The 12,141-nt window shown below is 76.4% G+C and carries 14 protein-coding genes and 1 riboswitch; of the genes, 11 read left to right on the top strand and 3 right to left on the bottom strand.

The window, feature by feature from the left end; all coding sequences use genetic code 11:
- Positions 1–110 precede the first annotated feature (110 nt).
- From E9529_RS19925 to E9529_RS19895, 7 genes are all read left to right on the top strand, one after another.
- On the top strand, positions 111–527 hold the full coding sequence (locus tag E9529_RS19925) for a response regulator transcription factor (RefSeq protein WP_236833010.1): 417 nt from the start codon (positions 111–113) through the stop codon (positions 525–527).
- Between the two features lie 223 nt (positions 528–750).
- The gene (locus E9529_RS19920) at positions 751–1,425 is read left to right on the top strand and encodes a response regulator transcription factor (protein ID WP_236833009.1); all 675 of its coding nucleotides are present in this window, start codon (positions 751–753) and stop codon (positions 1,423–1,425) included.
- A gap of 9 nt (positions 1,426–1,434) precedes the next feature.
- The gene (locus E9529_RS19915) at positions 1,435–2,769 is read left to right on the top strand and encodes a sensor histidine kinase (RefSeq protein WP_236833008.1); all 1,335 of its coding nucleotides are present in this window, start codon (positions 1,435–1,437) and stop codon (positions 2,767–2,769) included.
- Between the two features lie 150 nt (positions 2,770–2,919).
- Positions 2,920–3,489, top strand: a complete 570-nt coding sequence (gene lepB / locus E9529_RS19910; RefSeq protein WP_236833007.1) for a signal peptidase I — start codon at positions 2,920–2,922, stop codon at positions 3,487–3,489.
- Positions 3,490–3,571: 82 nt separating this feature from the next.
- A riboswitch (cobalamin riboswitch) is annotated at positions 3,572–3,634 on the top strand.
- Positions 3,635–3,738: 104 nt separating this feature from the next.
- Positions 3,739–4,719, top strand: a complete 981-nt coding sequence (locus tag E9529_RS19905) for an ABC transporter substrate-binding protein (RefSeq protein WP_236833006.1) — start codon at positions 3,739–3,741, stop codon at positions 4,717–4,719.
- Positions 4,720–4,732: 13 nt separating this feature from the next.
- The gene (locus E9529_RS19900; RefSeq protein WP_236833005.1) at positions 4,733–5,830 is read left to right on the top strand and encodes an iron ABC transporter permease; all 1,098 of its coding nucleotides are present in this window, start codon (positions 4,733–4,735) and stop codon (positions 5,828–5,830) included.
- Positions 5,827–6,636 (top strand): ABC transporter ATP-binding protein, encoded by an 810-nt coding sequence (locus E9529_RS19895; RefSeq protein WP_236833004.1) that lies wholly within the window; start codon positions 5,827–5,829, stop codon positions 6,634–6,636. The genes E9529_RS19900 and E9529_RS19895 overlap by 4 nt, the downstream gene beginning before the upstream one ends.
- 145 nt (positions 6,637–6,781) lie before the next feature.
- Here E9529_RS19895 and E9529_RS19890 read toward each other — a convergent pair whose 3' ends face one another.
- Positions 6,782–7,633: a biotin-dependent carboxyltransferase family protein gene (locus E9529_RS19890; protein WP_236833003.1), complete on the bottom strand. Its 852-nt coding sequence runs from the start codon at positions 7,631–7,633 to the stop codon at positions 6,782–6,784.
- Positions 7,634–8,263, bottom strand: a complete 630-nt coding sequence (locus tag E9529_RS19885; protein ID WP_236833002.1) for an allophanate hydrolase subunit 1 — start codon at positions 8,261–8,263, stop codon at positions 7,634–7,636.
- A gap of 71 nt (positions 8,264–8,334) precedes the next feature.
- Between E9529_RS19885 and E9529_RS19880 the strand changes: the two genes are divergently transcribed.
- Both E9529_RS19880 and E9529_RS19875 read left to right on the top strand, forming a co-directional pair.
- Positions 8,335–9,495, top strand: a complete 1,161-nt coding sequence (locus E9529_RS19880) for a hypothetical protein (protein ID WP_236833001.1) — start codon at positions 8,335–8,337, stop codon at positions 9,493–9,495.
- Positions 9,492–10,220, top strand: a complete 729-nt coding sequence (locus tag E9529_RS19875; protein WP_236833000.1) for a GAF domain-containing protein — start codon at positions 9,492–9,494, stop codon at positions 10,218–10,220. The genes E9529_RS19880 and E9529_RS19875 overlap by 4 nt, the downstream gene beginning before the upstream one ends.
- Positions 10,221–10,224: 4 nt before the next feature.
- Here E9529_RS19875 and E9529_RS19870 read toward each other — a convergent pair whose 3' ends face one another.
- Positions 10,225–11,001: a LamB/YcsF family protein gene (locus E9529_RS19870; RefSeq protein WP_236832999.1), complete on the bottom strand. Its 777-nt coding sequence runs from the start codon at positions 10,999–11,001 to the stop codon at positions 10,225–10,227.
- 52 nt (positions 11,002–11,053) lie between these two features.
- Between E9529_RS19870 and E9529_RS19865 the strand changes: the two genes are divergently transcribed.
- Positions 11,054–11,419 carry a spore photoproduct lyase family protein gene (locus tag E9529_RS19865; RefSeq protein ID WP_236832998.1) on the top strand — a complete coding sequence of 122 codons (366 nt, stop codon included), beginning with the start codon at positions 11,054–11,056 and terminating at the stop codon, positions 11,417–11,419.
- Positions 11,420–11,632: 213 nt separating this feature from the next.
- Positions 11,633–11,824, top strand: a complete 192-nt coding sequence (locus E9529_RS19860) for a hypothetical protein (RefSeq protein WP_236832997.1) — start codon at positions 11,633–11,635, stop codon at positions 11,822–11,824.
- Positions 11,825–12,141: the final 317 nt, after the last annotated feature.

Raw genomic sequence — 12,141 nt, 5'->3', positions numbered from 1 at the left:
CCCCGGTTGGCGCCCCCGCGATCGGGGAAGCAGACTGCCACCCGGCCACCACCCACTGCCGTCGCCGCGCTGGAACCACCGGCGCTCCCGACCGCCTCCCCAGGACAGGGGTGCTCGTGATCCGCCTGTTGATAGCCGACGACCACACGGGGGTCCGGCTCGCGCTGGTGGACCTCTTCGGGTCCACCACCGACATCGCGGTCGTGGCCGCCTGCTCCGACGGGGACGAGGTCCTGCCGGCCGCGCGGTCGACCCGTCCGCACGTCGCGCTGCTGGACCACGTGATGCCCCGGATGACCGGGCTGGAGGCCGCCGCGCAGCTGCGCGAGGAGTTCCCCGACGTCCGTGTCGTCCTGCTGACCGGCACGGTCGGGTCGGGGCTCATGGCGGAGGCGAGGGCGCTCGGCGCGGCAGGCTTCCTCGCCAAGGGCGAGGACTCCGACGCACTCACCGACCACATCCGCACCGTTGCCGAGGGCGGCAGCGCCTGGCCGGAGACGGCGGCCTGCGGGGGACGCCCTCTCTGACCTGGCGCCCGCCCGGTTACTGCCTGTCGATCGCGAACGCTACGCAGCGCAGTGGCGACGCACGGCGAGGGCGCGACGGTGATCAAGCCCACAGGATGAGGACCAAGGTCCCGGTACGGCCCTTTTCAGTACCAGAAGGGCCTGGTCGTCCGCATACTCCCCCGTCAACGGAGAGCCTCCCTTCCGGGAGGCCACGGCAACTGGGGAGTCGACCGTGCCGCTCATGACCTTGTCCGACCGTCCCACCCGCGTCGACGCGGCACGCTTCATGGTCGTCGACGACCACCGCACCTTCGCGGAACTCCTCGCCGGGGCCCTGCGGTCGGCCGGGATGGAACCCATCGGCACGGCGACGTCGGCCGCCCAGGCCGTCGCCATGGCCCGGGACCTGCGCCCCGACATCGTGATCATGGACATCGAGATGCCCCGGCAGGACGGGCTCACCGCCACCCGCCAGATCCGGGAGGTCTCGCCCGGGACCATCGTCGCGGTCGTCACCGGGCACTGCGACCCCGCCTGGGTGGTGCGGGCGGCCCAGGCCGGCGCATCGGCCTACATCCCGAAGAACGGCTCGCTGGACGAGATGATCGACGTGCTCTCGCGCGTCCGCCTCGGGCAGATGCTGGTCGCGCCGTCCGCCTTCAACGGTGGCGCCCCGTCCGCGCCGGCCGTGCGCACCGCCGCTCCTCCCGTGCTCACCCGGCGGGAGAAGGAGGTCCTGGACTGCCTGGGTCGCGGCATGCAGGTCAAGGGCATCGCCCGGCTGCTGGGCATCACTGTCGAGACCTGCCGGGGTTACGTCAAGTCGCTGCACACCAAGCTCGGGGTCCGGTCGCAGTTGGAGGCCGTGATCAAGGCGCAGGAGCTGGGGCTGCTGGCGCCCTCCCGCGAGCGCTGAACGCGGAGGATGACCGCAGAGGACCCGTACCACCGAGCGTGGTACCGCCGCCGGCCCGCATCGCGGATCGGCCGGGAGCTGACCTACTTCTCCGTCGCGGCCGTGCTGGCGCTCGTCGCCGTCTCGACCGCCACCGTCTTCATCAGCGAGCGCATCGCCCGGTCGAACGCGCTCGAGGACGTGGAGCGGACCACGGTGCGGATCGCCACCATCGCGCTGGGACCACTGGTGCCCGGCTACCTGAACGGGACGGTGGCCAACCGGATCGAGTTCGAGCGCGCCGTCGCCAACCGGCTCCGCGACCCCTCGATCGAGTCCATCATCGTCTGGGACGACCAGGGCCGCGTCGTCTACTCCAGCGATCGCCGGCTCATCGGCGAGCAGGAGCCGCTCGCCGATGAGGTGCGGGCCGCGCTCGCCGGCCGGGTGGTCGCCGAGATCGACGACTCACCGGACACCAGCTACCGGGCGCCGAACGGTGACCCGGCCCTCGAGGTCTACGCCCCGCTGCCGGCCGGGGGCGAGAACCTCGTGCTCGAGATCTACTACGACTACGACGTGATCGCCCGGCAGGCCTCCCGGCTGCGGGGGGAGATCCTGCCGATGGCGCTCGGCGGCCTGGTGCTGCTCCAGGCGGTCCAGTTCCCGATCGCCGCCTCGCTGGCCAAGCGGGTGCGGCGCAACGACGCCGAGCGCGCCGCCCTCGCCGACGCCGCCCTGGAGTCCTCCGAGCGGGAGCGCCGGGCGATCGCCGCGGACCTGCACGACGGCCCCGTGCAGGACCTGGCCGGCGTCAGCTACGCCCTCACCGCGCTGCGCAACAGCGTCCCGGACGAGCGGCGGGTCATGGTCGACCGGCTGGCGGGCGTGGTGCGGACCGCCGTCGCCTCGCTGCGCCGGGTCATGCTCGACGTCTACCCCCCGGACCTCTCGGCCGACGGGCTCCCGCGGGCGCTGGACGACCTCGCCCTCCCGCTGCAGGAGCAGGGCCTGAGCGTCGACGTGCAGACCGGACCGCTGCCACCGCTGGCCCCCCAGCAGACCGCGGTCCTCTACCGCACCGCCAAGGAGACGCTGGCCAACGTGGTGCACCACGCCCAGGCGACCCGGGTCTGGGTGACGCTGGAGGCGGAGGGCGCCGGGCCGCAGACGACCGTCCGGCTGGAGGTGGCCGACGACGGCGTCGGCTTCGGCCCGGGCTACCGCGGCAGCCCTGAGGGGCACCTGGGGCTCACGCTGCTGGCCGACCGCGTCGCCGCGCTGGGCGGCCGTGTCGAGATCGGCGACCGGCCGGGCGGCGGGGCCTGCATCGCGGTGCACCTCCCGGTCGGCGCCGAGCGGTGACCCCTCGCGCGGGGACCCCCCGGACGGGGGGCCAGGGGATGCCCCCGCACGCGGCTGCCCGCCGGCGGGGTCCCTGGGGCACCGTGCCCCCACCGCACCGAACGCGGCGGTGGACGGGAGCAGCCGAGATGCACGTCGCCGGGTCCCGCCGTGGCTGACCGCCCGCCCCGCACCGCCGGGCGGCACGCGGCACCACGGGCCGCGGGCCGGAAGCGGCCCGCCCTGCTGCCGCGCCTGGGCGCAGGCCTCCTCGTCTGCCTGGTGCTCTCCGTGCTCGGCCTGTTCCCGGTGCAGCTGGTGCGCGTCTCGTCCGGCAGCATGGCGCCGGCGATCGACGCGGGCGACCTGGCGCTGGTCCTGCGGTGGCCGGTGTCGGTGGAGCGCTGGGACGTCGTCGTGGCCGATCCCGAGCAGCCGGGCGCCGCCCCGCTGGTCAAGCGGGTGGTGGCGTTCGGCGGGGAGTCCGTCGCCGTCGAGGACGGCGTCCTGGTGGTGGACGGCGCCGCCGTCTGCGAGCCGTGGAGCGACCCGGCGCGTCTGGACGGCGTCTGGTTCGGGCCGGTCCGCGTCCCCGAGGGGGCGGTCTTCCTGCTCGGCGACGAGCGAGAGGGCTCGATCGACTCCCGCGTCTTCGGACCGGTCGACGAATCGCGGCTCCGCGGGGTGGTCCTCGCCACGGCCTGGCCCTCGCCCGGGGGGGTCCCCGGCACGCCCTGCTGACCCACCGACGCCGCGGCCCGGACCGCCGGCGCTGGTACCTTTCTGCACGCCGGCCCCGCGCCGGCGGTGCAGCAGCAGCGAAGTCCGGTGCGAACCCGGCGCTGTCCCGCAACTGTGAAGGCCTCCCCCGGAAGGCCGAGCCAGATCGCCTGCCCTGCGCCGTGCACCCGACCCTCGCGGCAGGGGTCGCGCACCGAGCGTCGGTCCAGCTCGGGCGACGACGCTCGCCGCCTCCCGTGGAGGCCCTCCTTGCCCGGCACTTCCCCCCGCGCTCCGCGGTTCCTCGCCTCCGCCCCGCGGCGGCGCTCTCCCGCCCTCGTCGGCCTGCTGGCCGCCCCCCTGCTCGCCCTGACCGCCTGCGGCGGGTCGTCCGGCACGCCCGCCGACGAGCCCACCGCGTCGGCGTCGGCCGGCGGCGACTTCCCGGTGACGGTCACCGGGGCCAACGGCGACGTCACGCTCGAGGAGCGTCCCGAGGACATCGTGTCCATGTCGGCCACGGCGACGGAGATGCTGTTCGCCATCGGCGCCGGCGACCAGGTCGAGGCCGTCGACGACAACTCCAACCACCCGGCCGAGGCCCCGACGACGGACCTGTCGGCGTTCACGCCCAACGCCGAGGCCATCGCCGGGTACGAGCCGGACCTGGTCGTGCTCAGCAACGACACCAACGGCATCGTCGACGCGCTGGAGACCCTCGACGTGCCGGTGCTGCTGCTGGAGGCCGCGGCGGACCTCGACGACACCTACGCGCAGATCGAGCTGCTCGGCGAGGCCACCGGCCACCCCGAGGAGGCCGCCGAGGTCGTGGCCGACGTGCGCGACCGCATCCAGGCCGCCGTCGACTCCGTGCCCGCCGACGCCGCCGGCCAGCGGGTGTTCCACGAGCTGGGCCCCGAGCTCTACTCCGCGGACAGCAGCACGTTCATCGGCAGCATCTACAGCCTGTTCGGCCTGGAGAACATCGCCGACGGCGCGGCGGACGCCAGCGGCGGCTACCCGCAGCTCTCGGCCGAGTACGTCGTCGACCAGGCGCCGGAGATCATCGTGCTGGCCGACACCAGGTGCTGCGCCCAGAGCGCGGAGACCGTGGCGCAGCGACCGGGCTTCGGCGACGTGCCGGCGGTCGTGGACGGCCGGGTCGTGGAGGCCGACGACGACGTCGCCTCCCGCTGGGGCCCGCGCGTCGCGGACTTCGCCGAGACCGTCGCCGGGGCGCTGCAGGGCTGAGGACCTCCCCGGCATGAGCACCGCAGCACCCGGCACCCGGTCCGTCCGCACCACGGCCGGGCCGGGTGCCGTGCGCTCGCGGCGCTCGGCGTTCCTCACCGGTACCGGGACCGCCGTCGTCCTGGTGGCCGCGGTGCTGGCCGGGGTGTGGGTCGGCGCCGTGCCGCTGCCGCCCGGTGCTGTCGTCGCCACGCTGCTCGACCGCGCGGTGGCGCCGCTCGGGCTCGACGTGCCCGGCGCGCTGGAGGGCACCCGGGCAGCGGTGCTGGTGGAACTGCGCCTGCCGCGCGTGGTGCTCGCGGTGCTGGTCGGCGCGGGGCTGGCCGTCTCCGGCGCGGCCTACCAGGGGGTGTTCCGCAACCCCCTCGCCGACCCCTACCTCCTCGGCGCCGCGGCGGGGGCCGGCCTCGGCGCCACCCTGGTGATCGCCTACGCGCCCGGCCAGCAGGTCGGCCCGGTCGGGGTCGTCCCGCTGGCCGCCTTCGTCGGCGCCCTCGTCGGCGTGGGCTGCGCCCTGGCCCTGGGGCACGTCGCCGGCGGGTCGCAGAGCGCGTCGCTGCTGCTGGCCGGCATCGCGGTCGCCGCGTTCCTCGCGGCGGCGCAGACGCTGGTGCAGCAGCAGAACACCGACGACCTGCGGGAGATCTACGGCTGGCTGCTCGGGCACCTGGGCGGCGCCCAGTGGTCCGACGTCGGCCTCGTGCTCCCCTACCTCGGGGTGGCCGTGGGCACGTTGCTGCTGTGCGCCCGGCCGATGGACGTGCTCGCCGTCGGCGACGACGAGGCGCGCTCGCTGGGCGTGCAGCCCGGTCGGCTGCGGCTGCTGGTGGTGGTCGCCGCCTCGCTCGCGACCGCGTCCGCCGTCGCGGTCAGCGGCCTCATCGGCTTCGTCGGGCTGGTCGTGCCGCACATCGTCCGGCGGCTGGTCGGCGCCGCGAACGCCCGCGTGCTGCCGGTCTCCCTGCTGGCCGGCGGGGCGTTCCTGGTGCTCGCCGACCTGCTCGCCCGCACCGTCCTGTCCCCCGCGGAGCTGCCGCTGGGGGTGGTCACCGCATTCGTCGGCGCCCCGTTCTTCGCGGGCCTGCTGTGGGCGGGGGCACGGCGGCGGTGAGCGGCCGGGAGACGACGGCGGAACCCCGCGGCGGCGCGCGGGTGGAGGTGGTCGGCCTGGATGCCGGCTACGGGCGGCGGCCGGTGCTCTCCGCCGTCCGGTTCACCGTGGAGCCCGGCGGCTGGCTGGGCGTCATCGGGCCGAACGGCTCGGGGAAGTCCACGCTGCTGCGCTCGGTGCTGGGCCTGCACCCCCACACGGGCCAGGTGCGCATCGACGGCCGGCCGCTGGCCGGCATGCCCCGCCGCGACCGCGCCCGCCTGCTGGCCTACGCCCCGCAGCTGCCGGTGCTGCCCGAGGGGGTCAGCACGCGGGACTACGTCCTGCTGGGGCGCACCCCGCACCGCCCGCTGCTGGCCGCCCCCCGCCGGGTCGACCGCGAGGTGGTCGCCGACGTGATGGGCCGGCTCGAGCTCGACGGGCTGGCCGACCGGGCCGTCGTCACCCTGTCCGGCGGGGAGCAGCAGCGCGCCGTCCTCGCCCGGGCGCTGGCGCAGCAACCGCGGGTGCTCCTGCTCGACGAGCCGACCGCCGCGCTCGACCTCGGCCACGCCCAGCAGGTGCTCGACCTGCTGGACCGGTTGCGCCGGCAGGACGGGCTGACCGTGCTGAGCACGCTGCACGACCTCACCCTCGCCGGGCAGTACGCCGACCACCTGACGCTGCTCGCCGAGGGCCGGGTGGTCGCGGAGGGCAGCCCGGAGCAGGTGCTCACCGCCGGCGTGCTGTCGGAGCACTACGGCGCCCGCGCACGGATCGTGCCGGGGCCGCACGGTCCGGCCGTCCTCCCCGTCCGCGGCGCCTGACCCGTCGGGCCCCCGCCGCTCCGGCGACGACGGTGCCGGGCACGGGGGCAGTCCTCCTGCGGCAGTAGCGCTCTGCCCCGCGGGTGTGGGCAGAACGCCACTCGCCCGGGAGCACCCACCGGGTCGCGGCAGCACGCGCTGCGGGTCAGCGCGCGGCGCGGAAGCGGACGACGTCGCCGGGCCGCAGCTGCGCGGCCACGGGCAGGTCCGCGGTGACGACGACGGCGAGCACCGGGTAGCCCCCCGTGACCGGGTGGTCGGCCAGGAACAGCACCGGGGCCCCGTCCGGCGGCACCTGCAGGGCGCCGGGCACCAGCCCCTCGCTGGGCAGCTCGCCCTGGCGGGACCGCCCGAGCCGGGGCCCGGCCAGCCGCAGGCCCACCCGGTCGCTGGCGGCGCCCACCTCCCAGGCCCCGGCGAGCAGGGCCGGCCACGCGGCGTCGTCGAACCAGTCACGCCGCGGCCCGGGCAGCACCCGCAGCACCGGCCGCTCCGGCGGCGCGGCCACGGGGGCCACGTCGACGACCGGTTCGTCCCCCGCCAGCCCACCCACCGGCAGCCGCGTCCCCGACGCGAGCGCGGCCGGGCCCAGGCCGGACAGCGTGTCCGTGCTGCGCGACCCGAGCACCGGCGGGACGTCGATGCCGCCGCGCACCGCGAGGTAGCTGCGCAGCCCCACCGGCGGGGTGCCCAGCCCCAGCACTGCGCCGGGGCGCAGCGTGGTCGGCGCGGCGAACGGGGCCGGCCGGCCGTCGACCACCACGGGCACCGGCGCACCGGTCACCGCCACCAGCAGGGTGCGCTCGGCCCGCACCCGCAGCCCCCCGGCGGTGGCCTCGAGCACCGCGGCGGCGGGGTCGTTGCCCACCAGCCGGTTGGCCAGCGCCGCCGCCTGCCGGTCGGCGGCGCCCGAGCGCGGGACGCCGATCGAGGCCCAGCCGGTGCGGCCGGCGTCCTGCACGGTCGCGAACGGGCCGGGGGTGAGCACGGTCAGCACTCAGCCCACCGCCCGGAAGCGGACCGGCCTGCCGGGCGCGAGCAGCGCCGGCGGGTCCCGGTCGACGTCGAAGAGCACCGCGTCGGTGCGCCCGACCAGCTGCCACCCGCCCGGCGACGCCCGGGGGTAGACCCCCGCGTAGGGCCCGGCCAGCCCCACCGACCCGGCAGGCACCCGCGTGCGCGGGGTGGCCCGGCGCGGCACGTGCAGGTCCGCCGGCAGGCCCGTCAGGTAGCCGAAGCCGGGGGCGAACCCGCCGAAGGCCACGGTGAGCGCGGCGCCGGTCAGCGCGGCGATGACGTCCTCCACCGTGCGCCGGGTCCGGCGGGCGACCTCGGCGAGGTCCGGCCCGTCGAACACCACCGGCAGCACCAGCGGGTCCGGCGCGGGCCCGCGCGACGTGCCGGTGGGGCTGAGCCCGCGGAGCGCGGCCAGGTCCCGGTCGGTCACCGGCCGGTCGAGCAGCACCAGGACGGTGCGCGCGGCGGGCACCAGGTCGACCTGCCCGGCCAGCGGGGCGGCGAGCAGCGCCGCGTGCAGGCCGGGCGCACCGGCCGGGTCGGCGGCCTCGACGAGGACCGCGCGGTCGCCGTAGGCGGTCACGCGGTGGCCGCCCTCGCTGCCCGTCACCGCCCCATGATCGGGTACCGGCGAGCGCCCCGGCCCGCCGGTGCGCGGGCCGGCTGGAATGCTGGCCCGCCGTGACCTCGCCGCCGGCCGCCCAGGACCCACGCGACGACGCGGGGACGATCCCCGGCTGCGCGCCCACAGTGGTCGTCGGCCTGGTCGCTGCCCCCGGCGCCGCCGCCGAGCTCGCCCGGGGCGTGGCCGGTGAGCTCGCCGCGGAGCTCTCGGCCCGGCACCCCGAGGTGACCTGGCGGGTGCCGGTGGTCGAGGACGGGCTGGTGCAGCCCCCGGCCGACGACGCCGAGCTCGTCGCCGCCACCCGCGAGCGGTTGCTGTCGGCCGACTGGGACCTCGCGGTCTGCCTCACCGACGTCCCGCTCGAGGTGTCCCGGCGCCCGGTCGTGGCCCACGCCAGCCCGGTGCACGGCGTCGGGGTGCTCTCGCTGCCGGCGCTCGGGGCGGTGGGACGGCGGCGGCGCGCGGTGGAGACGGCGGTCGGGCTGGTGCAGGCACTGGTGAGCGACGGCGACGACGACCCCGCGGACCCGGGTGACCGGGCCGCGCTCGGCCTCCGGCTGCGCCAGCTGGCCACCGACCCGGACGGCTCCGCCGAGGGCGTCCGGTTCACCGCCCGCGTCCTCTCGGGCAACCTGCGCCTGCTCAGCGGCATGGTGCGGGCCAACCGGCCCTGGCGGCTGGCCGTCCGGTTGTCCCGCGCGCTGACCGCGGCCATCGCCGCCGGCGTCTTCGCGCTCGTGACCCCGGACATCTGGCAGCTGGCCGACGCCTACGGGGCGTGGCGGCTGGCGCTGGTCGGCGTGGGTTCGGTCGTGGCCATCGCCGGGGCCCTCGTCGTGGGCGCCCAGCTGTGGGAGCGGCCCCGGAGCCGGCGGGTGCGCAAGCAGGTCGCGCTGTTCAACGCCGCCACCGTGGCCACCGTCGTCATCGGGGTGCTGTCGCTGTACCTCGCGCTGTTCGTGCTCGCCCTGCTCGGCGGGCTGCTGCTGGTCGTCGATCCGCTCTTCGCCGAGGGGCTGGGGCACCCGGTCACGTTCCCGGACTACCTCGAGCTGGCCTGGCTGACCTGCTCGCTGGCGACGGTCGGTGGTGCGCTGGGGGCCGGGCTCGAGTCCGACGAGGCGGTGCGGGAGGCGGCCTACACCTACCGGCCGGGGACGGTGGAGGACGCGCCGCGGGATGTGGATCCGGGTGTGCGGGCGGACAATCGGGCGTGACCATCGGCAGGCGGTTCGAGGCGGCGCTCGCGCGGCACTCCGACCCGGAGCTCGCCGGTCCGGAGGCGCTCCCCCAGCGGCTGAGCCGGGCCGCCGCCGACCTGCTCGGGGTCGACGGCGCCGGTCTGACCCTCGTCGACGGCGCCGGGCGGCGGATCCCGCTGGGCGGCAGCAGCCCGGACGCCGCCCGCGCCGAGCGCATGCAGTTCACCGCCGGGGAGGGGCCGTGCGCGGCCGCCGAGGCCACCGGCCAGCCGGTGTTCGCCGTCGAGGAGGACCTGCGGCGCCGCTGGCCGCTCTTCGCCGACCTGCTGCTGGGCGGCACGGGTTTCCGCGCCGTCGTCGCCCTCCCCCTGCGCCCGGGTCCGGCCGGGCCGGGGGCGCTCGACCTGTTCTTCACCCGGGCGGCCGACGTCGCCGCGCTCGACGTCTTCGCGGCCGTGGCGGTGGGTGAGCTGGTCACCTCGGCGCTCAGCGACGCGGCGCTGTGGTCGACCTGGACGCCCGCCGAAGGGCCGGGGTGGCTGCAGGGGCCCGCGCCGCGGCGGCGGGCGGCGGCGTGGGAGGCGGTGGGCAAGCTGAGCGTCGCCCTCGACGTCGACCCCGTGGAGGCGCTGGCCCTGCTCCGCGCCGACGCCTACGCGGCCGGGCGCACCGTCGACGAGGTCGCCGCCGAGTTGCTCGACGGCCGCCGCTCGCCGGAGGACCTGCGCCCGGGCGGCTGACCGGTCACCCGGTGAACGGCCCGATCCGCAGCCCCGCCGTCTCCAGCGCCGCGCGCACCGACCGCGCCAGGTCCACCGCGCCGGGGGTGTCCCCGTGCACGCAGACCGAGGCCACCTCGACCTGCACCACGCTGCCGTCGACGGCGACCACGGTGCCCTCGGCGGCCATGCGCACCGCCCGCTCGGCCACGACGGCCGGGTCGTGCACCAGCGCCCCCGCCGACCCCCGGGGCACGAGAGTGCCGTCGGGGGCGTACCCCCGGTCGGCGAAGCCCTCCGCCACGGTCGGCAGGCCCGCGTCCGCGGCCGTGCGGAGCAGGAGCGAGCCGGGCAGCCCGAGGACCGGCAGGCCCGGGTCGTGGGCGGTGACCGCCTCGACGACGGCGCGCGCCTGCACCGCGTGGTGCACCACGGCGTTGTAGAGCGCGCCGTGCGGCTTGACGTAGGAGACCCGGCCGCCGGACGCCCGGGCCACGCCGTCGAGCGCGGCGAGCTGGTACAGGACGTCGGCGGCCAGCTCGTCGGGGGCGACGTCGAGGAACCGCCGGCCGAAGCCGGCGAGGTCCCGGTAGGACACCTGGGCGCCGATCGCCACCCCGGCGGCGACGGCCGCGGCGCACACCCGGCGCATCGTCAGCGGGTCCCCCGCGTGGAAGCCGCAGGCGACGTTCGCGCTGCTCACCACCTCGAGCAGCGCGTCGTCGTCACCGAGGCGCCAGACGCCGAAGCCCTCGCCCAGGTCGGCGTTGAGGTCGATGCGGGGGGCGCCGGTTGCGGTCACGCGCGAAGTCTCGCACCGGAATGGCGGGCCCCCCGCCGGCGCTGCACCCGGCATGGGAGCCGCCGAGCCGCTCACGCTCTTCGACGTCGAGCCGCCCCCGGCGCCGATGCCGCCCAACCACCTGCTGCAGGTCCGCCGCGTCTACGCCGAGCCGGCCGCCCTGGACTCCCCGCGCGGGCGGCAGGTCCTGGGGCGGTTCCCCGGCGCCGAGGTGGTGGAGGTGGCGTCGCACTGGCGGATCCCCGAGCTGCACGGCAACGCCGGCAACGTCGAGCGCTGGGTCCGGGTGAAGACCGAGACGCTGGTGCTGGGGGTCCGCAAGGGGCTGGTCACCCGGCCCAACGGCCGTTCGGCGGACTTCATCGCCCCCGGCCTGGCGAACGGCTGCGCGATGGCCTGCCGTCACTTCCTCCTATGACACGTGCGGCGGCTACACCAAGCATGCCGGACCGTCTGAGTGGATGAGACACGTGTCCAGGCATTTCGTCCGACCTAACCCACCTACAGCGCGACACGTCGGCTGTGTCCCTGAAGGCGGCCTATGGGACACACCCGGCGCACTTCTCAACCGTGGGAGTGAAGTTCGCCGCTGAGCAGCCCTTCCCTGAGGGGGCATGCCTATGGTCTCCGCGTGCAGCGTCCCCAGAGCCCAGCTGCATGGGCCGCCGTCGCGGCCCTGCCTGTCGCCATCGTCGGCCTCGTGGTGATGGTGGTCGGCATGGTGGCGGACAGCGATTGGTGGCTACTGGGCAGCTGCCTGGCCTCGCTCGCCATCCTGGCATCGACGGTGGCCTTGTTCCGGATGCAGACCAGGGGGAAGTAGGCCCACCGTCTCGTAGTGGGCCGCTCTGGGACACCGGCCGGCTCGCCGTGAGGGCGGCTTCAGGGACAGCTCGGCGCTTGAAGCTGTGCTGAGATGCGCGACGTGAGCCGGAGGCGGAGACGAGACGACGAAGCGAGCGAACCGCTTCAGCTCATGATCCCTGAGCAGTACCGCGAGAGGTACGGCTGTGATCCCCTGCCTCCCGACCGGACCGCGGAGAGTGGCGTCCACCAAGGTGGTGTGCGACGGCCCCGGTGACCAGCGGGCCCTGCACGTGAAGGCGGCCACCGCGTGATCTTCTGGATACCTTCCACAGC

The sequence above is a fragment of the Blastococcus sp. KM273128 genome (assembly GCF_021698975.1).
Taxonomy (GTDB): Bacteria; Actinomycetota; Actinomycetes; order Mycobacteriales; family Geodermatophilaceae; genus Blastococcus.
The sequence above is the reverse complement of the archived record's forward strand: the minus strand, read 5'-3'. Positions and strand labels throughout refer to the sequence as shown.